We start from the raw sequence: 21,653 nt of genomic DNA, 5'->3' as shown, positions 1-21,653 counted from the left end.
AGCCGCCGCAAAAGGGCAGCCGTCCGGGAAACGTTCGCAAGGGTTAGTTTCATGTCCGCGTCCACGTCACAAGATCAGCGTGTCGCCGTCGTCGGGCTCGGCTCGATGGGATTTGGCATGGCGACCTCGCTGAGGCGCGCCGGCCATGCCGTCACCGGCTGCGACGTCTCGGCCGATACCGTCGCGCGTTTCGTGAAAGACGGCGGTGCAGGCGCCAAGACGCCGGCCGAAGCGGCCAAGGATGCCGATATCGTCGTCAGCGTCGTGGTCAACGCCGCTCAGACCGAAACCATCCTGTTCGGCAAAGATGGTGCCGCCGAGACCATGCCGAAGGACAGCGTCTTCATCTCCTCGGCGACCATGGACCCGGATGTGGCGCGACGCCTCGCAAAACAGCTGGAGGCGACCGGCCGGCACTATCTGGACGCGCCGATCTCCGGCGGTGCCCAGCGCGCCGCGCAAGGCGAGCTGACGATCCTTGCCTCCGGCAGCTCCGCCGCCTTCGCCAAGGCGCGGCCGGCGCTCGATGCCATGGCTGCAAAGCTCTATGAGCTCGGTGATGCCGCAGGGCAGGGCGCCGCGTTCAAGATGATCAATCAGTTGCTCGCCGGCGTGCATATCGCTGCCGCCAGCGAAGCCATGGCGTTTGCGGCCAAGCAGGGCCTCGACATCCGCAAGGTCTATGAGGTGATCACGGCGTCTGCCGGCAATTCCTGGATGTTCGAGAATCGCATGCCGCATGTGCTCGACGGCGATTACACGCCGCGCAGCGCGGTCGAGATCTTCGTCAAGGACCTCGGCATCATCCAGGACATGGCGCGCAGTGCCAGATTCCCGGTGCCGGTCTCCGCCGCCGCGCTCCAGATGTTCCTGATGACGTCAGCCGCCGGCATGGGCCGCGACGACGACGCTTCGGTGGCGCGGATGTATGCGCAGGTCACCGGCGTCAAGCTGCCTGGCGACAAGTAAAACTAAGAGGATTCCGATGCCCCGTTTCGCCGCCAACCTCTCGATGATGTTCACAGAGGTGCCGTTCCTCGATCGCTTCGATGCCGCCGCCCAGGCTGGCTTCACCGCCGTCGAGTTTCTCTTTCCCTATGAGCATCCGGCCGAGGTGGTCGGCGAGCGGCTCGAGCGCAACGGCCTGACCCAGGCGCTGTTCAACCTGCCGCCGGGCGACTGGAATGCCGGCGAGAAGGGGTTTGCGGCGCTGCCGGCGCGGTTCTCCGATCTCAAGGCGAGCCTGGAGACGGCGCTGCCTTACGCCAAGGCGACCGGTGTCAAGCGCCTGCACCTGATGGCCGGCATCGCCAATCGCGGCGAGCGAGTCGCGATTGAGGCGTTCTACAAATCGGTGGCGTGGGCCGCCGAGTTCTTCGCACCCCACGGCATCGACATCGTGCTCGAACCGATCAATGCGCGCAATGTGCCCGGCTATTTCCTCAACGATTTCGGCTTCGCGCGCGACCTGATCCAGGAGCTGAGGCTTCCGAACTTGAAACTCCAGTTCGACATCTATCACTGTCAGATCATCCACGGCGATGTGACGATGCGGCTGCGCGAGATGATGCCGATCGTCGGCCACATCCAGATCGCCAGCATTCCTTCGCGCAACGAGCCCGACGGCGAGGAGCTGAACTATCCGTTTCTCTTCACTGAACTCGACCGGCTCGGCTACACCGGCTTCGTCGGCTGCGAATACAATCCGCGCGGCAAGACCACCGATGGGCTCGCCTGGTTCAAGCCTTATGCCGGAGTGAAGCCGTGACACTTGCAGCAAAAATTTCTCTTGGCTGCATCGCCGACGACTATACTGGCGCCTCCGACCTCGCCAACACGCTGACGCGCGCGGGCTTGCGCACCGTCCAGACCATCGGCGTGCCCTCGAACGATCTCGCGCTGCCCGAGGTCGACGCCGTCGTGGTGTCCTTGAAGAGCCGCTCGATCGAGGCAGGTCTTGCCGTATCGCGCTCGCGCGCGGCGGACAAATGGCTGCGCGGCCGCGGCGCGAACCACGTGCTGTTCAAGATCTGCTCGACCTTCGATTCCACCGTTTCAGGCAATATCGGCCCGGTGATGGACGCGTTGCGCGCCGATTGCGGCGAAGCGAACGTGCTGGTGACGCCGGCCTTCCCGGAGACCGGCCGCACCGTCTACCAGGGCAACCTCTTCGTCGGCGCCGTGCCGTTGAACGAGAGCCCGTTGAAGGATCATCCGCTCAATCCGATGCGCGATTCCAATCTGGTGCGGGTGCTGGCGCGCCAGAGCAAAACGCAGATCGGCCTCGTCGATCTCGCCACCGTCGCCCGCGGCGCAGACGCCGTGCGGGCACGGCTGGCCGAGCTCGCGGGCAAGGGCATCGGCGCTGCGATCATCGACGCGGTGTTCGACCGCGACCTTGAGACCATCGGGCTCGTTGCCGCCGAGCATCGGCTATCGGTCGGCGCCTCCGGCATCGGCCTTGGCCTGGCGCGGGCGCTGGTATCGACGGGGAAGGTGCGGTCGAGCGTGGCCGGCACCGAAGTGGGCGCGGCGGTCGGCGGCCCGGCGGCCTGCCTTGCTGGAAGCTGCTCGCAGGCGACGCTTCAGCAGATCGCCAATGCCGAGCGCGTGATGCCGGTTTTGCATCTTGATCCCGGGCAGATCGTTGCAGGCGCCGGCGAAGCGCAGCGCGCGCTCGCCTGGGCGCAGCCGCGGCTGGCAGACGGTCCTGTTCTGATCGCCTCGAGCGCGACGCCGGAAGCCGTTGCCGCCGTGCAGGCGCGTCACGGCCGCGACGCGGCCGGGCATGCCATCGAGCAGGCCATGGCCGACATCGCCGAAGGCCTGGTGGAGGCGGGCGTTCGGCGCTTGATCGTCGCGGGTGGCGAGACGTCAGGCGCCGTGGTCGACCGGTTGAGGATTCCCGGGTTTCTTGTGGGAGTGGAAATCGCCGCGGGCGTCCCGGTGCTGCGTGCGGTCGGTGCACAGGCAGGCGAGATGTTGCTTGCTCTGAAGTCCGGAAATTTCGGCGGCCCGGAGTTTTTCTCCGACGCGCTTGGGCTCATGCGCTGAGCGCAGAGCATTCTTAGTCGCCCATTCATTTCTTTCTGGCTTCCGTACTCGTACGGAGCCGTGGTTAACGTCTGCGCAGGTGCTCTGGTGTTGGATGTCGGCGCTGCTCCCTTTGGTTGATTCGTAGAAATTCCGGACGCGCGCCGCGCCAGCAAAGAGACTTGATTATGCTCGCTACCATCTCCATCCGCGCCAAAATCATCAGCGTCGTGGCGTTCCTGCTGGTCGCGATGACCGGCATGGGCCTGCTCGCCGTCATGAAGATGCGGTCGATGAACGCCAACACGACAGACATCACCACGAGCTGGCTGCCCAGCGTGCGGGTGCTCGGCGAGATACGTGCGAGCGTGATCACCTACCGGAACGTGGTCCGCCAGCACATGCTGGCCGAGACCATGGAAGACAAGCTCGCCAACGAGAAGACCGCCGGCATCGTGATGGAGGCGCTTGCCAAGGCCCGCAAGAACTACGAGCAGATGATCACCTCTCCGGAGGAACGCAGGCTGTACAACGAATGGGCCAAGCTCTGGGACGACTACAGGAAGGGCACCGAAGACGTCATGGCGCTGTCGCGCAAGGAGGCCGGCAAGATCCCGCATGACGCACAGGAGCTGAACACCAAGACGGTCAACAAGATCGGCCTTGCGTCGGATGAGGTCCTGATGAAGGACATCGAGCTCAACACCAAGGGCGGCGACCAGGCTGCCCAGGATGCCGCCGACAGCTATTTCTATGCGTTCATGCTGGTCTCGATCATCCTTGGCGCCGCCGTCGTCGTCGGCGTGGGCGTGAGCTTCTATCTGGTCCAGGACGTCTCCGCCGGCATCAACTCGATCACCCAGCCGATGCAGGCGCTGGGCAAGGGCGACCTCTCCGCCGAAGTCCCGCATCGCGGCGAGAAGACGGAGATCGGCGCGATGGCCGACGTGCTCCAGATCTTCAAAGAGGCGCTGATCGCCAAGAGGGCCGCCGACGAGGCTGCTGCTGCGGATGCCGAAGCCAAGATCGAGCGCGGCCGCCGCGTCGACAACATCACCCATGAGTTCGAAACGATGATCGGCGAGATCGTCCAGACCGTATCGTCGGCCTCGACCCAGCTCGAAGCTTCCGCCTCGACGCTGACGTCGACGGCCGACCGCTCCCAGAGGCTGGCGACCAGCGTGGCCGGAGCCTCGGAGGAAGCCTCGACCAACGTGCAGTCCGTGGCCTCGGCGACGGAGGAGATGGCGTCGTCGGTTGGCGAGATCAGCCGTCAGGTTCAGGAATCGGCGCGGATGGCGGGCGATGCCGTCGGCCAGGCGCGCGCCACCACCGAGCGCGTCAGCGAACTCTCCAAGGCGGCATCCCGCATCGGTGACGTCGTCGAGCTCATCAACACTATCGCCGGCCAGACCAACCTGTTGGCGCTGAACGCGACCATCGAGGCGGCGCGCGCCGGCGAGGCCGGCCGCGGCTTCGCCGTGGTGGCCTCCGAGGTGAAGGCGCTTGCCGAGCAGACCGCCAAGGCGACCGGCGAGATCGGTCAGCAGATCTCCGGCATCCAGGCTGCGACCAATGACTCGGTCGGCGCCATCAAGGAGATATCCTCGACCATCGAGCGTCTGTCGGAGATCTCCTCGGCCATCGCAGCCGCGGTGGAAGAGCAGGGTGCAGCGACGCAGGAGATCGCCCGCAACGTGCAGCAGGCGGCGCAGGGCACTCAGCAGGTCTCCTCCAACATCACCGACGTGCAGCGCGGCGCGACCGAGACCGGCACGGCCTCCTCGCAGGTGCTGTCGGCGGCGCAGATGCTGTCGAACGACTCGAGCCGGCTGAAGACCGAGGTCAGCAAATTCCTGACCAATGTGCGCGCGGCGTAACCCTGGCGTGACCCGTTTATCGACGAGCGGCGCCGAAGGCGCCGCTCGTTTTGTTTGGCTGGTAACATGATGTCGCCTGGGTTCGGCGGGCCGCATGGCTGTGATGTAGATTTCGCAGTGCGGTAGCAGGGAAGTGAATGCCGGCAAGCCGCCGGAGGTTAGCGTTTCCGGCGGTGCTCAGGTAAAGGGAGATGGGGATCGCCGTGGGGGCAGATTCCGTTTCCTCGTTTGACCTGGATTTGCCTGGCGCATGATTGCTCTGGTCCGTATTGCCCTGAGCCGGCCCTATTCGTTCGTCGTGCTCGCATTGCTGCTGCTGATCATCGGACCGCTCGCGGCGCTGCGGACGCCCACCGACATCTTCCCGGATATCCGCATTCCCGTGATCGGCGTGGTCTGGCAGTACACCGGCCTGCCGCCGGACCAGATGTCCGGCCGCATCACCACGCCGTTCCAGCGCGCGCTGACGACGACGGTCAACGACATCGAGCACATCACCGCCAATTCGTATAACGGCTTTGGGATCATCAAGATCTTCTTTCAGCCGAACGTCGACATCCGGACCGCCAACGCCCAGGTGACCGCGATCTCGCAGACGCTGCTCAAGCAGATGCCGCCGGGCGCAACGCCGCCCCTGATCCTGAACTACTCGGCTTCCACCGTGCCGATCATTCAAGTCGCGCTGTCGGGTGAGGGGCTCACCGAGCAGAATCTCGCCGATATCGGCATCAACCAGCTTCGTACGCCTCTGGTGACCGTGCCCGGCGCGGCGATCCCGTATCCGTTCGGCGGCAAGCAGCGCCAGGTTCAGATCGACCTCAGTCCGACCGCGCTCCAGGCCCGGGGCCTCTCGGGCCAGGACGTCGCCAATGCGCTGGCTGCCCAGAACCTGATCACGCCGGTCGGCACCCAGAAGATCGGCCAGTTTGAATACAACATCCAGCTCAACAACTCGCCGCTGAGGATCGACGAGCTCGGCAATCTGCCGATCAAAACCGTCAATGGTGCCATGGTGTACGTCCGCGACGTCGCGACCGTGCGTGACGGCAATCCGCCTCAGACCAACATCGTCCATGTCGACGGCAACCGCTCGGTGCTGATGATGGTGCTGAAGGCGGGCGCGACCTCGACGCTCGATATCATCGCCGGCATCAAGCAGAAGGTCATCGACGTCAAGGATCAGCTGCCCGACGCGCTGAAGATCGGCTTCATCGGCGACCAGTCGGTGTTCGTCCGCGGCGCGATCCAGGGCGTCGCCGTCGAGGGCGTGATCGCGGCGCTGCTCACCAGCGTCATGATCCTCCTCTTCCTCGGCAGCTGGCGCTCGACCATCATCATCGCGGTGTCGATCCCTCTCTCCGTGCTCGGCGCCATCATCATGCTGTCGGCGATCGGCGAGACGCTGAACATCATGACGCTCGGTGGCCTCGCGCTTGCGGTCGGCATCCTCGTCGACGATGCCACGGTGACGATCGAGAACATCAACTATCATCTGGAGCAGGGCAAGCCGGTCGAGCAGTCCATCCTCGACGGCGCCAACCAGATCGTGACGCCGGCCTTCGTCTCGCTGCTCTGTATCTGCATCGTGTTCGTGCCGATGTTCTTCCTCACCGGCGTCGCGCGCTTCCTGTTCGTGCCGATGGCGGAAGCCGTGATGTTCGCGATGATCTGGTCGTTCATTCTGTCGCGCACGTTGGTGCCGACCATGGCAAACTATCTGCTGCACGCGCATGTCCATCACGAAGGCGGGCCGCCGAAATCGCGCAATCCTTTTGTCTGGTTCCAGCGCGGCTTCGAAGCGCGGTTCGAGCGCATCCGCGGTGGTTATCGCGGCCTTCTTGGTCTGGCGCTGGCGCACCGTGCCGTGTTTGTGATCGGCTTCCTCTGCGTCGTCGGCGCGTCCTTCGCGCTGGTGCCGTTCCTTGGCCGCAACTTCTTCCCCGCCGTCGATGCCGGCAACATCCTGATGCATGTCCGCACCCAGGTCGGCACCCGTGTCGAGGAGACCGCCAATCAGCTCGCCGACGTGCAGAAAGCGGTCCGCAAGCTGATACCGGGCGAGATCGAGACCATGACGGACAACATCGGCATGCCGATCTCCGGCATCAACATGACCTACAACAACACCGGCGTGATCGGCCCGCAGGACGGCGACATCCAGATCAAGCTGAGGGAAGGCCACAAGCCGACGGAAGAGCACGTGAAGGTGCTGCGCGAGCAGCTGCCGCGGCTGTTCCCCGGCGTCAGCTTCGCGTTCCTGCCGGCCGACATCGTCAGCCAGATCCTGAATTTCGGCGCGCCTGCGCCCATCGACCTGCAGATCCGGGGCGCTAATCTCAGCGCCAACTTCGCTTACGCCAACAATCTGCTGGCCAAGGTCCGCAAGATTCCCGGCGTTGCCGATGCACGTATCCAGCAGTCGCCGAACAATCCGACCTTCAACATCGATGTCGACCGCACCCGCGCGCAGTATGTCGGCCTGACCGAGCGTGACGTGACCAATAGCCTCGTGGTCAACCTCGCCGGTTCTTCGCAGGTGGCGCCGACCTACTATCTTAACCCCGACAACGGCGTGTCCTACTCAATCGTGATGCAGACGCCGCAATACCAGATCGACTCGCTCAGCGCGCTGCAGACGCTGCCAATTACAGCCGCCGGCAATGCGCAGTCGCCGATCCTCGGCGGCATTGCCGACATCAAGCGCTCGACCTCGAGCGCGGTGGTGTCGCAATACGACATTCAGTCGATGGTGCAGATCTTTGCCACGACCTCGGGCCGCGATCTCGGCGCGGTCGCCGCCGACATTCGCCAGGTGATCGCCGATACCGCCAAGGAGGTGCCGAAGGGTTCGTCCGTGGTGCTGCTCGGCCAGGTGCAGACCATGAACAGTGCCTTTACCGGCCTGTTGTTCGGCCTGCTGGGGGCCGTCGTATTGATCTACTTCCTGATCGTCGTGAACTTCCAGTCCTGGTCCGATCCGTTTGTGATCATTACCGCGCTGCCGGCCGCGCTCGCGGGCATCGTCTGGATGCTGTTCATGACCGAGACGACGCTGTCGGTGCCGGCGCTGACCGGCGCCATCATGTGCATGGGCGTCGCCACCGCCAACAGCGTGCTCGTGATCTCCTTCGCCCGCGAGCGCTACGAAGAGCTCGGCGATCCCGTTGCCGCCGCGCTCGAGGCCGGCTTCGTCCGGTTCCGTCCCGTCCTGATGACCGCGCTCGCCATGATCATCGGCATGGGGCCGATGGCGCTGGGGCTGGGCGAGGGCGGCGAGCAGAATGCGCCACTCGGCCGCGCCGTGATCGGCGGCCTGATCTTTGCAACCTTCGCCACGTTGATGTTTGTTCCCGTGGTGTTCAGTATGGTACACAAGAAACAAGGCGCCAAGGCCGCCGCCCCATTGGAGACCCCGCATGTCGCCCACTGAACCCCGCTCCCCGGTGTCGTACCGGAAACTGGGCATTTTCGGCGTGGTGGCGCTGATTGCGGCAGGCCTCGTCGTCGGCACCGGCATCCGCGCCCGCGAGGAGCAGGGCTCCAAGCTGAAGGAATGGACCGATGATCAGGCCGTTCCCAGCGTCGCGGTGACCCTGCCCAATGCCAAGGCCCTCAACGCCACCATCGACCTGCCGGGCCGTCTCGAAGCCTACTATCGTGCTCCGATCTTCGCCCGCGTCCCCGGCTATCTCAAAAACTGGAGCGCCGACATCGGGGCGCGCGTCAAGGCCGGTCAGGTGATCGCCGAGATCGAGGCGCCGGACCTCGACCAGCAGCTGCTTCAGGCGCGCGCCGACCTCGCCAGCCAGCAGGCCAGTGCGAGGCTGTCGGAAGCAACGCTGAACCGGCGCAAGACGCTGGTCGCCTCCAACTTCGTCTCCGCGCAGGAGATCGACGAACGCACCGCCGATCTCTCCAACAAGAACGCGGCGGTTCGCTCGGGGCAGGCCAATGTCGAGCGGCTGGAGGCGCTGGCCGGATACAAGAAGATCACCGCGCCGTTCGACGGCGTCGTCACCGCGCGCGATACCGACGTCGGCGCGCTGATCAACGCCGGCGGCGGTTCGGGGCCGGCGATGTTCGTGGTGTCCGACATCACCAAGCTGCGCGTCTATGTCAACGTGCCCCAGAACTACGTGCCGGCGATCAAGATCGGCGCCAAGGCCACCATTGCGCTGCCGGAGTATCCGAACCGGACCTTCCAGGCGACGGTGGAGGCCTCTTCGCAGGCCGTCGACGTCGCCTCGGGGACCACGCGGATGCAGCTCGGGCTCGACAATTCGAGCGGAGAACTGATGCCCGGCGGCTATGCAAGCGTGAAGCTGAACCTCCAGCGCGACGCCGCGCCGCTCAGCATCCCCGCCAGCGCCCTGATCTTCAACAGCAGCGGCCTGCGTGTCGCCACCGTCGGCCCGGACGACAAGGTGCTGTTCAAGACCGTGACCATCGCCCGCGACCTCGGCCGCGAGATCGAGCTGGCCTCCGGGATCGCAGCGGATGATCGCGTCATCACGGCACCGCCGGATGGCCTCTCCGATGGAGATGCGGTCCGCGTCGTCGGCGCCGGCGCCAAGGGCAAGCCGGCAACGGCGTCGGAGAAGCAGGCGCCGAGGAGCTAGAATGGTCTCGTAGGGTGGGCAAAGGCGCTCTCGCGCCGTGCCCACCATTCCTTCCGCGATCGAGATGAGATGGTGGGCACGCTCCGCTTTGCCCACCCTACGAGATCTACGCCACCCGCCACTCCGGCACGCCATCCGCAGCCATCGTGATCTCGCCAAGCGAACCCACCGGCGTGCGGTTCATGTCGAGCAGATGCGCCAACGTCGCGCTATCGCTCGCTGGAATCCGTGCCAGCGTGCGCCGGTCGTCTTGGGTGCGAAGCATCACCACGCCGTGCTCGGCATCGCCGCTGCGGCCGTAGAGCACGGTAAAGCTCTCGACCTTGCCCTTGCCGGCCGCCTCCGTCACAAACTCCGGCACCGCGCGCTTGTTGCGGTCGGCCTCTTCTTGCACGCTCGTTTCCTGCGCCAGCGCCTCGCGCGGCGGTGCCTTCGACACCACCAGCGCGTGGTGCTTGGTGACGAAGCCGCCCTGGCCGTAGAGCAGGCCGAGCCGGGCGCCGCCCCGCACACGCCGCGCCATCGCGCAAGCCGCATGCGTCATATAGGTATTGAGCGGCGCGCCGAAGAACGTGAGGCCACCGGTCACGGTCGGCTGCACATCGGCACCTAAGCCCAGCGTCCGCCGTGCCATCTTGGGCACGCAGGGAAAACAGCTGTAGAGCTCGATCGCGTCGAATTGTCTGCCGTCGCCGCCGGCGAGATCCATCACCGCCTTCAGCACGGCGTTCTGTGGATGGCTCTCATAGAATTGGTCGCGCAGGAGATAGTCGCGCGGCTCCTCCGCCGAAGCGCCGCCGAGCGGATAGACCAGCTTGTCCTCGGCAATGCCGGCCGAGCGGGCCTTGGCGAGGCTGGTGAGCAGCAGCGCCCCGCCCATGTTGACGCTGGGATTGGCCACCATGAGCTTGTTGTAGGGCCAGGCGATCAAGCGGTTGTCCGCGGTCGGCGTCGTGATCTCCTCAGGGGCGTAGCGCCGCTTCAGCCAGGCATTGGGATTTTGCGCGGCGACTTCGGAATAGCGCGACCACAGCGTGCCTGATTCCGTCATCGCCTCGCGCGGCGTCTGGCCCCAATGTGCCGAGGAGGCCGCCTCATAGAACGGATAGACGGTGACGGGACGAAACACGCCGAGCTTCACCGCCAGCGGTTTCTGGAACGCCGCGCCGCGCTTGGGCTCCTCGACGTCATGGGCGAACGGCGTCCATGGCAGCTTCGCGCCAGTGCGTTCCGCCTTGGTTGCGGTCGACTGCGCCTCGGCGCCGCAGACTGCGGCTACGCTGCACTCGCCGCGGGCGATGCGCTTTGCGGCCTCGTGGATGTAGCGGATCGGGCTCTCGCCGCCGACCGGGCCGTAATAGCAATGCCCGGGCGAGATGCCGAGGCGTTGCGCCAGAAGCTTCTCCGGATCGCGGTAGCGCCAGCTCAGGAAGTTGACGACGTCGAGCGACTGCACTTCAACAAGCAGCTGTGCGCCGGCATCTTGTTCTGCGCGCCGCAGCGCCTGTTCGAGCAGATCGAGCGGCTCCAGGCCCTCGGTGATCTCCTTGGGGCGGTCGACGATCTCGCCGATGCCGACGATGACGGGAATGCGGTCTGGTGAGATTTTGTTCTTATCTGTCATGCTTCAATTCACGATGTCTGTTGTTTCATCATTGCGAGCGCAGCGAAGCAATCCAGAAAAGTCTCCGCGGCGGCAGTCTGGATTGCTTCGCTGCGCTCGCAATGACGGTGTGGCGACTACTCCGCCACCAGCGCATTCATGTGGTCGACGGCTTCGGCGAACTCTTCCTTGAACTCCTGCACCACGGCGCCCGCGGACTTCACGCTGTCGATCAGTCCGACGCCCTGGCCGACGAAATAGCTGACGAGATCGCGCGCCCTCGCGTTGCCGCCCGCGGCCGCGCGGTCGATCGAATTGAAGGCGTCACGGCTGATGATGCTTTGCAGCGGCATCGGCAGCGCGCCCGGGCTGTCCGGCGCGCGGTCCCAGGCATCGGTCCAGACCGAGCGAAGCTGCCGCGCGGGTTTTCCCGTGCGCCCCTTCGAGCGCACGGCGTCGCGCGAGGACGCCGCGATCATCTTCTCGCGAAAGATCTCCGTCGTCTCGGCTTCGACGGTCGCGAGCCACACCGAGCCGGTCCAGGCGCCGGCCGCGCCCATGGCCATGCAGGCCGCCATCTGCCGCCCCGTCATGATGCCGCCGGCCGCCAGCACCGGCACGTCACGGATATTCCTGATCGCCTTGATCACTTCCGGCACCAGCACCATGGTCGAGACCTCGCCGCAATGGCCGCCGGCCTCGGTGCCCTGCACGACGAGGATATCGACGCCGGCCGCGACCTGGCGCAGCGCGTGCTCCTTGGCACCGACGAGCGCCGCGACGGGGACGCCGTGTTTCTTGCCCATCTCGATCATCGCCTTCGGCGGCACGCCCAATGCATTGGCGATCAGGCGGATTGGATGATTGAAGGAGACCTTGAGCAGCTCCAGTGCCGTCTTCCCGTCGAACGGCTGCGGCTGGTCGTCGGCGACCTCCGTGGTGGTGAGCTCGATGTCGTACTTCTTCAGGAGATCGCGGGTGTAGTTGCGATGCTCCTGCGGGACGCGCGCTTCCAGGCTCTTCCAGGTGACGTCCTTCTCGCCCGCGGTCGAGATGTTCTCGGGGATCAGCACGTCGATGCCGTAGGGCTTGCCATCGACGTGATCGTCGATCCACTTCAGCTCGCGTTCGAGCGTATCTGGCGTGTGCACGGTGGCGCCCAGCACGCCGAAGCCGCCGGCGCGGCTGACGGCGGCGACGACGTCGCGGCAATGGCTGAAGGCGAGCAGCGGGAACTCGATTCCCAGCATGTCGCAGATCGGCGATTTCATGGCTCTCTCCCGGTGGCCTTCGCGTTCTCGTTATCTTCGTGGCGAAGCGAGACGACGCTAGCCGATCGTCGATCGCGATGCCATGCCGGATTCGACGGAGCATCTTGCGTGCAGGCGTCGCGCAACGCGCGGAGCTATTCCGTCGCGCAAAATAAGCAGGGCAGAGGACTTCGATAAGCCTCTTGCGCTTTTGCGACGGCCAGCGAATGCTGCTCATAACAACAGAACAACGAGGGAGCGCCAACCGATGTCGTCAGCGCAATCGAGCCCGGCCCGCGCCACCGAAGCCTACGACGTGGTCGTCGTCGGCGCGGGCTTTGCCGGCATGTACATGCTGCATCGGCTGCGCGGGCTTGGTTTCTCAGCCCGCGTCTACGAGCAGGGCGGCGGCGTCGGCGGCACGTGGTACTGGAACCGCTATCCCGGCGCGCGCTGCGACGTCGAGAGCATGCAATATTCCTACTCGTTCTCCGAAGAGCTCGAGCAGGAATGGGACTGGAGCGAACGCTACGCGCCGCAGCCGGAGATCCTGAAATACGCCAATCACGTCGCCGATCTTTTCGATCTGCGCCGCGATATCCAGTTCGACACCCGCGTCGAGCGCGCCGTGTTCGCGGAGCGCGCAAAGCGCTGGTCGGTGACGACCTCCGACGGCAAGACGGTTCAAGCGCAGTTCGTCGTGCTCGCCACCGGCTGCCTCTCCAACGCGCGCAAGCCCGACATCAAGGGGCTCGATGATTTCAAAGGCCCCGTCTACCACACCGGCAACTGGCCGCACGACGACGTCGACTTCACCGGCTTGCGCGTCGGCCTGATCGGAACGGGATCATCCGGTATCCAGTCGGCGCCCATCATCGCCGCGCAGGCCAAACATCTCACGGTGTTTCAGCGCACCGCGAATTTCTCGATTCCAGCCCGCAATGCCGCGCTGACGAACGAGGAGCGCGACGCATTTCGAGAGAATTATCCAGAGATCCGCCGCTTCGCCCGTGAGGTCTCGCGCAACGGCATTTATGCCGAGCAGCCCGATCGTGGCGCGCTTGATGACAGCGAGGATACCAGGCGCGCCAAGTTCAAGGCGCGTTGGGACCGCGGCGGGCTCACGTTCATGTACGTCTACAACAATCTCAGTCTGGATCGGGCAGCGAATGATACGGCTGCCAACTACGTGCGCGGCAAGATCACCGAGATCGTCAAGGATTCGGCAACGGCAAAATTGCTCCAGCCGAACAGCCATCCGATCGGCACCAAGCGCATCTGCATCGACACCGATTATTTCGCGACCTTCAACCGGTCCAACGTGTCGCTGGTCGACATCAAGGCCAATCCGATCGAAGAGATCACGGCGAATGCCGTGCGCGTTGCCGGCAGCGACCATGAGGTCGACGCATTGGTGATGGCGACGGGCTTTGACGCCATGACCGGATCGGTCGCGAAGATCGACATCAGCGGCCGAGGCGGGCAGACGCTGAACCAGAAATGGGCGGAGGGGCCAAAGACCTATCTCGGGCTGATGAGCGCGGGCTTTCCGAACCTCTTCATCATCACCGGCCCCGGCAGCCCCTCAGTGCTCTCGAATATGATCGTGTCGATCGAGCAGCACGTTGACTGGATCGCCGATTGCCTCGTCCACATGCGCAAGCAGGGCGTTGCCGCGATGGAGGCGGACAGGGAGGCCGAGGAGAAATGGGTCGCCCATGTCAACGAGGTCGCGCACGGCACGCTCTATCCGCAGGCCAATTCCTGGTACATGGGCGCCAACGTCCCCGGCAAGCCGCGCATCTTCATGCCCTATATCGGCGGTGTCGGCGTCTACAGGCGGATCTGCGACGAGGTCGCGGCGAATGGATATGAGGGGTTCGTGATGGAGCGGGCCGAGCAGGGGCTGACTGCGGCCGCGTTTTGAGCCCGGCTCTTTCGACCCGTCATTCCGGGGCGTCGCGGAGCGGCGAGCGCGGAATCCATTTCTCCGAGCATTCATGACGTCTGATGGATTCCGGGCTCGCCCTGCGGGCGCCCCGGGAATGACGCCGGGGAAGGGCTGCCATGACAAAACGTGGAGTTGCCCAGCTCGGTAATGCATTTCGGCGCCCTTGCCATCGGCCGTTCGGGGGCTAATTAATGCAGGCGCATCTTTCCGCCGGAGCCCCTCGCATGACCGATACCCCCGCCTACGTGCCGCCCAAAGTCTGGACCTGGAACAAGGAGAATGGCGGGCAGTTCGCCAGCATCAACCGCCCGATCGCCGGCCCCACTCACGACAAGGAGCTGCCGGTCGGAAAGCATCCCTTCCAGCTCTATTCGCTGGCGACGCCGAATGGGGTGAAGGTCACGGTAATGCTGGAGGAACTGCTGGCGCTCGGCCACAAGGGCGCGGAATATGACGCCTGGCTGATCAGGATCGGCAATGGCGACCAGTTCGGCAGCGGCTTTGTCGACATCAATCCGAATTCCAAGATTCCGGCGCTGCTGGACCGCTCCGGGCCCGAGCCTGTCAGGGTGTTCGAATCCGGCTCGATCCTGTTCTATCTCGGCGAGAAGTTCGGCGCCTTCCTGCCGAAGGACATCAAGACCCGCACCGAGGCCATGTCCTGGCTGTTCTGGCAGATGGGCAGCGCGCCCTATCTCGGCGGCGGCTTTGGTCATTTCTACGCCTATGCGCCGTTCAAGATTGAATACGCCATCGATCGCTTCGCGATGGAGGTCAAGCGCCAGCTCGACGTTCTCGACCGGCGGCTCGCCGACAACGAATATCTTGCGGGCAACGAGTACACCATCGCCGACATGGCGGTGTGGCCCTGGTACGGCGCGCTCGCCAAGGGGCTGGTCTACGGCGCCGGCGAATTCCTCTCGGTGCAGGACTACAAGAACGTGCAGCGCTGGACCGACCAGATCGCCAAGCGCCCGGCTGTGAAGCGCGGCCGCATGGTCAACCGCGTCTCCGGCGATCCCGCAAGCCAGCTCCATGAGCGCCACGACGCCAGCGATTTCGAAACCAAGACGCAGGACAAGCTCGCGCCGGCGACGTGAGGTCTCTTCACCTCTCCCCGCTTGCGGGGAGAGGTCGGATCGCTCTTGCGATCCGGGTGAGGGGGCACAGGTCCTTCGGCAACCGAACGTGTGGAGAGAGCCCCTCACCCCAACCCTCTCCCCGTAAGAACGGGGCGAGGGAGCGCACTTTTGTCGCGGCGCTCACTACTTCCCCTTCACACCTTCCGCCGCCGGAAACACCACGCGGTCATCCGTGCGGCAGTAGCGGTCGGCGAACATGCGGCCGATCGGGTGATAGCGCTCCATGTGGACCCGCATCGTCTCGGGATCCCAGAGTTCGTCGCGGATGTGGAAGTGGATGCCTTCGCCCATGATCAGGCGACGATCGTCGTTGACGTCGATCAATTTCCAGAGCTTGCACTCCATCGCCCAGGGCGTGTCGGCCAGTCGTGGCACGGCGATCCTGGTCGAGGGCGCTAGCTTCAGGCCGAGATGGTCGGGTTCGCCGATGTCGGGCGGAAAATCGCCGCTGCTCTCGTGCATGGCCCTTGCCAGCGGTTCATCGGCGAGATTGACCACGAATTCGCCGGTTCGCTGGATATTGAGAAACGTGTCCTTGTCCTGACCGTTCGGCTTGCGGTTTGCCGCGAACATGCAGAGTGGCGGATCCTCGCAGAAGGCGTTGAAGAAGCTGAACGGGGCGGCGTTGACGATGCCGGTCGGCCCGACCGAGGTCACCCACGCGATCGGCCGCGGCAATATGAAAGACGTCAGCACCTTGTAGCGCTCGCGTGGCGTCAGGTCGCTGGCGGCGTAGTCCATGGTGGCTCCTGGCAAGTCGTCATTGCCGGGCTTGACCCGGCAATCCATCAATCCTGAAGAAATGTTCTCTTCGATGGATGCGCGGGTCAAGCCCGCGCATGACGACTTGAGATCAAGCCATGCTCAGCTCGTGCCGGCCGACCACCATCCAGTGCACCTCGTCCGGACCGTCAGCAAAGCGCAGATGGCGCACGTCCTGGTACATCTCGGCGAGCGGAGTCCAGTGCGAGATGCCGGTGGCGCCATGCATCTGGATCGCCTGGTCGATGATCTTGCAGGCGCGCTCCGGCACCATGGCCTTGACCATGGAGACCCAGACGCGGGCCTCTTTGTTGCCGAGCACGTCCATCGCCTTCGCCGCCTTCAGCACCATCAGCCGCATCGCCTCGATCTCGCAGCGCGCCTGCGCGATGATCTGCATGTTGCCGCCGAGATGGGCGATTTTCTTGCCGAAGGCCTCGCGGGTGAGGCCACGCTGCACCATCAAATCGAGCGCCTTCTCGGCCTTGCCGATGGTGCGCATGCAGTGATGGATGCGGCCGGGTCCGAGGCGGAGCTGCGAGATCTCGAAGCCGCGGCCTTCACCGAGCAGCATGTTCTCCTTGGGAACGCGGACATTGTTGAAGCGCATGTGCATGTGGCCGCGCGGAGCGTGGTCCTGGCCGAACACGTACATCGGACCGAGCACCTCGACGCCCGGAGTATCGCGCGGCACCAGGATCTGCGACTGCTGCTTGCTCGGCGCCGCATCCGGATTGGTCTTCACCATGACGATGAGGATCTTGCAGCGGGGATCACCGACTCCGGAGATGTAATATTTCTCGCCGTTGATGACCCATTCGTCGCCGACCAGCTTTGCGGTCGTCGAGATGTTCTTGGCGTCGGAGGAGGCGACGTTCGGCTCGGTCATGACATAGGCCGAGCGGATCTCGCCGTTGAGCAGCGGCTTCAGCCACTTCTCCTTCTGCTCCTTGGTGCCGACGCGCTCCAGCACCTCCATGTTGCCGGTGTCGGGCGCCGAGCAGTTCATGCTCTCCGAGGCCAGCGGGCTCTTGCCGAGCTCGGAGGCGATATAGGCGTAGTCGAGATTCTTCAGGCCCTGGCCGGTCTCGTCGTCGGGCAGGAAGAAATTCCAGAGGCCTTCCTTCTTGGCCTTGTTCTTGGCGACCTCGAGCACCTCGAGTTGCTTCGGCGTAAAGCTCCAGCGATCCTCCTTGCCTTCGCCGGCTTTGGCGAACTCGATCGACATCGGCTCGACGGTGTCGCGGATGAACTTCTTGACGTGATCATAGAGCGGCCGAACCTGGTCCGACATCCTGAGGTCGTTGAGCTCGTCGCCGGGATTGAGGGTGTAGTTGGTGGTGCGGGGAATGTAGGTGTGTTTTGTCATTGTTCCTCCCGGGACGCTGAGACCATGTTGGCCGGGAGAATAGTCGCAGCGCCGCCAAAGTGCGAGCGCGTATTTTCTCACGCGAGGCATGCCATGCGATGGAATTTCGCGAAGGCGTTTGAAATGTTGTTTGAACGGGGGTTGGGACTCTCTCCAAGTGTCGTCCCGGACAAGCGCAGCGAAGCGGAGCGCAGATCCGGGACCCATAACCACAGGGAGATGTTTGATGAAGATTCGTAGTTGCCAGCTCGCGCCATAACCGCTCCCTGTGGTTATGGGTCCCCGCTTGCGCGGGGACGACACCGTGCATGTAGTTGCCGGATCAGTTCGCCATCCGATGCATCGCGCAAATCTTGTTGCCGTCGAGGTCGCGCAAATAAGCGAGATAGAGCTGGCCTCCTGGGCCCTGGCGGATGCCGGGCGGATTCTCGATCGGCTTGCCACCGGCGGCGACGCCGGCCGCGTGCCAGGCGTCGACCTGTTCGGGCGAGTTGCAGGCAAAGCCGATGGTGCCGCCATTCGCGCAGCTCGCCGGTTCGCCGTTGATCGGCTTCGACACCGAGAACACGCCGGTCTTGGTGATGTAGAAGATGCGATGGCCGTCGACCCTGGCCGGACGCACCTCGAGTGTGCCGAGCAGCGTGTCGTAGAACGCCTTGGCTTTGTCGAGGTCGTTGGTGCCGATCATGACGTGTGAAAACATTTGCCCGTTCCCTCAGAGTTTGTAGCCCGGATGGAGCGTAGCGAAATCCGGGTCTGTTTGCTTTTGGCCGTCCCGGATTGCGCTGCGCTCCATCCGGGCTACTCGAAGAATCAAAACGCTGTATAGCCGCCGTCGATCACGAAGGTGTCCGCGGTGTGATAGGATGATGCCTTGCTCATCAGATACACCGCGATGCCGCCGAAATCGCTGGCCTCGCCGAAGCGCCGCACTGGAATGCGCGGCATCACGTTGGCGACGAACTTGTCGTTGGCCATGAGACCTGATGTCATGTCGCTCTTGATCCAGCCGGGCAGGATCGCGTTCGCGGTGACGCCGTGGCGCGCCAGCTCGACGCCGAGCGCGCGCACCAGTGCGTTGATGGCGGCCTTGGTCGCGGCATAATGCTCGTTGCGCGCCGTGCCGAAGATCGACGCGAGGCTCGAGGTCGCGACCAGCCGGCCGAAGGGATCGCCGCCATTGGCGCGCTCCGTCATATGCTTTGCCGCGGCCTGGAACGCATGGAACACGCCGTCGAGATTGGTCGAGAACATCGTGCGCCATTCCTCCTCGGTGCGCTCGATGAAGGCGCGCCGGCCGCCGCCGCCGATGCCTGCGTTGGCGAAGCAGCCGTCGACCCGGCCGAAGGTGTCGAGCGTCGCCTTCATCGCGGCATTGACCGAGGCCGGGTCGGTGACGTCGCAGACGCGGGTGTCGACCTTGCCTGATAGCCCCGTCATGCTCGCGGCAGCAGCCTTGTTCTTGTCAGGGTTGCGGCCCCAGATCGAGACGTTGCAGCCCTGGCCGGCGAGCGCCTGGGCGATACCGAGCCCGATGCCGCCATTGCCGCCGGTGATCACGGCGACGCGGCCGGAAAGGTCGAAAAGGTTCATGGCGCGCTTCCTGTTCTTGGCGAGTCCTTGGCGAGACTTTCTGGGATGCCGCGCATCAGCCGCTGCGCGCAAGATTGCTTGCCATGCTCTGATCACCATGGACAAGACCGCGTCAAAAATCAAATATGCGCCCCGGAAAAACAAATTCCGGCCTGCGAAACTGACGCAGGCCGGCAACTGACGAGGAAACCATGCAGTTCAAACACGTCACGCTCGATATCGATGGTTCGGTCGCGATCCTCAAGCTCGACCATCAGGAGGTGATGAACGCGGTCTCCATGGACATGCTGGGCGGTCTTGCCGAAGCGCTCGATGCGATCGAGGAGAAGAGGGACGAGGTGCGCTGCGTCGTGCTGACCGGCGCGGGGCGGGCGTTCTGCACCGGTGCGAATCTCCAGGGCCGCAACAACCAGTCGAAGAAGACCAAAGCCGGCCTGACGCTGGAGACCGGCTTTCATCCCTTCCTGCGCCGCATTCGCAATCTGCATTGCCCGATCGTGACCGCAGTCAACGGTCCGGCCGCCGGCGCCGGCATGAGCTTTGCGCTGCTGGGCGACATGATCCTGTGCGCGCGCTCGTCCTATTTCCTGCAAGCCTTCCGCCGCATCGGTCTCGTGCCGGATTGCGGCTCGACCTGGCTGTTGCCGCGCCTCATCGGCCGGGCGCGCTCGATCGAATTGTCCTTGATGGGCGAACGGCTGCCGGCCGAGAAGGCGCTGGAATGGGGCCTCGTCAACCGCGTCTATGATGATGGCGTGCTGATGGAGGAGGCGATGAAGCTCGCGCGCGAGCTCGCGAGCGGTCCGACGGTCGCGCTGTCGCTGATCCGCAAGCTCTATTGGGACAGCCCGGAGAATTCTTTCGAGGATCAACTCAATCTCGAATTCCAGTGCCAGCTCCGCGCCGGCGACACCCAGGATTTTCGCGAGGGCGTCGGCGCGTTCCTGGAGAAGCGGCCCGCGCAGTTCAAAGGCAAATGATCGAGGCGGAGCTTTCCCGCAGCGTCCAGCGCTGGTGTCCCGGTGCAACCGGCGTCACCGGCGCGGCAAGGCTGTCCGGCGGTGCCAGCCAGGAAACCTGGCGCTTCGACGTCGTCCATCCCGATGGGCCGATCGGCGCGATCCTGCGACGTTCGCCAAAGGGCTATGGTGCGGCGCCGACGCGCGCGGCAGGCCTTGCCGCCGAAGCGCAGCTGATGCAGCTCGCCTATGAGGCGGGCGTGCCGTCCCCGCGCGTGATGCATGTGCTCACGGTGGAGGACGACCTCGGCACCGGCTTCATCATGCAGCGGATCGAAGGCGAAACCATCGCCCGCAAGATTCTTCGCGATGAGGAGTTCGCCGCAGCGCGACCGATTCTGGCGCGGCAGATCGGTGGCGTGCTCGCCGGCCTGCATAAATTGCCGCAGGACAAGCTACCCGCGCTTCGCCGCCGGGGCGCGACCCAGGAGATCTCTGAGTTCGAGCGCGACTATCGCAGCCTGAACTGGCCAAAGCCCGTCTTCGAGCTGGCGCTGCGCTGGCTACGCGACCACGATCCCGGTCCGTCTGCGGAGGAGACGCTGGTGCATGGCGATTTCCGCAACGGCAATCTCATCATCGACGCCGACGGCGTCCGTGCCGTCCTCGACTGGGAACTCGCCCATCTCGGCGATCCCATGGAGGATCTCGGCTGGGTCTGTGTCAATTCATGGCGCTTTGGCGAGATCGACAAGCCGGTCGGCGGCTTTGGTTCGCGCGAGGAGCTGTTCGCGGGCTATGAGGCCGCAGGCCGCAGGGTCGATGCAGCACGCGTCAAATTCTGGGAAGTGATGGGGACCCTGCGCTGGGGCATCATGTGCGGCGGCATGATGCAGCGCTTCCGCGAGGGGCCGGACCATTCCATGGAGCGCGCCATGATCGGCCGCCGCGCCTCCGAAACCGAGATCGATCTGTTGCGGCTCTTGGCGCCGCGCGGGAGCTGACGCATGCAGGACGAACCGACTCCGATCGAGCTGACCAAGGCGGTCGCCGACTTCCTCCGCGACGACATCACGCCGCTGATCTCCGGCCACCAGGCCTTCAAGCTCCGCGTCGCCATCAACATCCTCGACCTCGTCACGCGGCAGCTGACGCAGGAGGAGGGGAGCGATGCTGCGGAAGTCGAGCGCCTGCGGGCGCTGCTCGGGACGGACGGCTCGGTGACGGAGCTCAACCGGGCTCTCGCTGATCGTATCGCGAAAGGCGAGGTCGATTTGGCGACGCCGGGCCTCGCCGAGCATCTCTGGGCGACCACGATGGACAAGCTCGCGGTGGATCAGCCGAATTACGCATCGTACAAGCGCGAGCTGGGGCGGGGTGGGTAGACGACGCGCCATCCTCCGTCATTGCGAGCGCAGCGAAGCAATCCAGAGTCTTTCCACGGAGGCGCTCTGGATTGCTTCGTCGCAAGGGCTCCTCGCAATGACGGCGG

Annotated in this window: 18 protein-coding genes; 12 read left to right on the top strand and 6 right to left on the bottom strand. The window is 64.6% G+C overall.

Going from position 1 to position 21,653, the window contains the following annotated elements:
- The first annotated feature begins 51 nt into the window (after window positions 1–51).
- The 6 genes from ltnD (at window position 52) to NLM27_RS20390 (ending at window position 9,532) form a co-directional block, all read left to right on the top strand.
- Window positions 52–969 (top strand): L-threonate dehydrogenase, encoded by a 918-nt coding sequence (gene ltnD, locus NLM27_RS20415; RefSeq protein ID WP_254145017.1) that lies wholly within the window; start codon window positions 52–54, stop codon window positions 967–969.
- A 16-nt stretch (window positions 970–985) separates the two neighbouring features.
- Window positions 986–1,768, top strand: coding sequence for a 2-oxo-tetronate isomerase (otnI, locus tag NLM27_RS20410; RefSeq protein ID WP_254145016.1), 783 nt, complete (start codon window positions 986–988; stop codon window positions 1,766–1,768).
- Window positions 1,765–3,054 (top strand): 3-oxo-tetronate kinase, encoded by a 1,290-nt coding sequence (gene otnK / locus NLM27_RS20405; RefSeq protein ID WP_254145015.1) that lies wholly within the window; start codon window positions 1,765–1,767, stop codon window positions 3,052–3,054. Before otnI ends, otnK begins: the two co-directional genes overlap by 4 nt.
- Before the next feature lie 167 nt (window positions 3,055–3,221).
- The gene (locus NLM27_RS20400; protein WP_254145014.1) at window positions 3,222–4,913 is read left to right on the top strand and encodes a methyl-accepting chemotaxis protein; all 1,692 of its coding nucleotides are present in this window, start codon (window positions 3,222–3,224) and stop codon (window positions 4,911–4,913) included.
- Window positions 4,914–5,163: 250 nt separating this feature from the next.
- Window positions 5,164–8,343 carry an efflux RND transporter permease subunit gene (locus NLM27_RS20395; RefSeq protein WP_254145013.1) on the top strand — a complete coding sequence of 1,060 codons (3,180 nt, stop codon included), beginning with the start codon at window positions 5,164–5,166 and terminating at the stop codon, window positions 8,341–8,343.
- Window positions 8,330–9,532: an efflux RND transporter periplasmic adaptor subunit gene (locus NLM27_RS20390; RefSeq protein WP_254145012.1), complete on the top strand. Its 1,203-nt coding sequence runs from the start codon at window positions 8,330–8,332 to the stop codon at window positions 9,530–9,532. Before NLM27_RS20395 ends, NLM27_RS20390 begins: the two co-directional genes overlap by 14 nt.
- Before the next feature lie 106 nt (window positions 9,533–9,638).
- Here the strand turns inward: NLM27_RS20390 and NLM27_RS20385 are convergent, their stop codons facing one another.
- Window positions 9,639–11,156 (bottom strand): acetyl-CoA acetyltransferase, encoded by a 1,518-nt coding sequence (locus NLM27_RS20385; RefSeq protein ID WP_254145011.1) that lies wholly within the window; start codon window positions 11,154–11,156, stop codon window positions 9,639–9,641.
- A 116-nt stretch (window positions 11,157–11,272) separates the two neighbouring features.
- Window positions 11,273–12,406 (bottom strand): nitronate monooxygenase, encoded by a 1,134-nt coding sequence (locus tag NLM27_RS20380; protein WP_254145010.1) that lies wholly within the window; start codon window positions 12,404–12,406, stop codon window positions 11,273–11,275.
- Window positions 12,407–12,653: 247 nt separating this feature from the next.
- Here NLM27_RS20380 and NLM27_RS20375 point away from each other — a divergent pair, with 247 nt between their 5' ends.
- A complete protein-coding gene (locus tag NLM27_RS20375; protein ID WP_254145009.1) occupies window positions 12,654–14,312 on the top strand; it encodes an NAD(P)/FAD-dependent oxidoreductase in 1,659 nt (552 codons plus the stop codon).
- Between the two features lie 248 nt (window positions 14,313–14,560).
- Window positions 14,561–15,436 (top strand): glutathione-dependent disulfide-bond oxidoreductase, encoded by an 876-nt coding sequence (gene yghU / locus NLM27_RS20370; RefSeq protein ID WP_254145008.1) that lies wholly within the window; start codon window positions 14,561–14,563, stop codon window positions 15,434–15,436.
- Window positions 15,437–15,601: 165 nt separating this feature from the next.
- Here the strand turns inward: yghU and NLM27_RS20365 are convergent, their stop codons facing one another.
- The 4 genes from NLM27_RS20365 to NLM27_RS20350 all read right to left on the bottom strand — a co-directional run bounded on the left by NLM27_RS20365 (window position 15,602) and on the right by NLM27_RS20350 (window position 19,202).
- Complete coding sequence (locus NLM27_RS20365) at window positions 15,602–16,219, bottom strand: flavin reductase family protein (protein WP_254145007.1); 618 nt, start codon at window positions 16,217–16,219, stop codon at window positions 15,602–15,604.
- Between the two features lie 112 nt (window positions 16,220–16,331).
- Entirely contained in the window at window positions 16,332–17,609 is a 1,278-nt protein-coding gene (locus NLM27_RS20360; RefSeq protein WP_008550086.1) for an acyl-CoA dehydrogenase family protein, read from the bottom strand.
- A gap of 322 nt (window positions 17,610–17,931) precedes the next feature.
- A complete protein-coding gene (locus tag NLM27_RS20355) occupies window positions 17,932–18,312 on the bottom strand; it encodes a VOC family protein (protein WP_254145006.1) in 381 nt (126 codons plus the stop codon).
- Between the two features lie 110 nt (window positions 18,313–18,422).
- Entirely contained in the window at window positions 18,423–19,202 is a 780-nt protein-coding gene (locus tag NLM27_RS20350) for an SDR family NAD(P)-dependent oxidoreductase (protein ID WP_254145005.1), read from the bottom strand.
- Between NLM27_RS20350 and NLM27_RS20345 the strand changes: the two genes are divergently transcribed.
- The 4 genes from NLM27_RS20345 to NLM27_RS20330 are packed head-to-tail and all read left to right on the top strand — an operon-like array spanning window position 19,201 to window position 21,546.
- Window positions 19,201–19,383, top strand: coding sequence for a hypothetical protein (locus NLM27_RS20345; protein ID WP_254145004.1), 183 nt, complete (start codon window positions 19,201–19,203; stop codon window positions 19,381–19,383). The two genes, NLM27_RS20350 and NLM27_RS20345, sit on opposite strands and share 2 nt — an antisense overlap.
- Window positions 19,384–19,393: 10 nt before the next feature.
- The gene (locus NLM27_RS20340) at window positions 19,394–20,182 is read left to right on the top strand and encodes an enoyl-CoA hydratase/isomerase (RefSeq protein ID WP_254145003.1); all 789 of its coding nucleotides are present in this window, start codon (window positions 19,394–19,396) and stop codon (window positions 20,180–20,182) included.
- Window positions 20,179–21,165, top strand: coding sequence for a phosphotransferase family protein (locus tag NLM27_RS20335; RefSeq protein WP_254145002.1), 987 nt, complete (start codon window positions 20,179–20,181; stop codon window positions 21,163–21,165). Before NLM27_RS20340 ends, NLM27_RS20335 begins: the two co-directional genes overlap by 4 nt.
- 3 nt (window positions 21,166–21,168) lie before the next feature.
- Window positions 21,169–21,546, top strand: a complete 378-nt coding sequence (locus NLM27_RS20330; RefSeq protein ID WP_254145001.1) for a DUF6285 domain-containing protein — start codon at window positions 21,169–21,171, stop codon at window positions 21,544–21,546.
- Window positions 21,547–21,653 lie beyond the last annotated feature (107 nt).

Origin of the sequence: Bradyrhizobium sp. CCGB12, from assembly GCF_024199845.1 — a bacterium.
Lineage (GTDB): Bacteria > Pseudomonadota > Alphaproteobacteria > Rhizobiales > Xanthobacteraceae > Bradyrhizobium.
The sequence above is the reverse complement of the archived record's forward strand: the minus strand, read 5'-3'. Positions and strand labels throughout refer to the sequence as shown.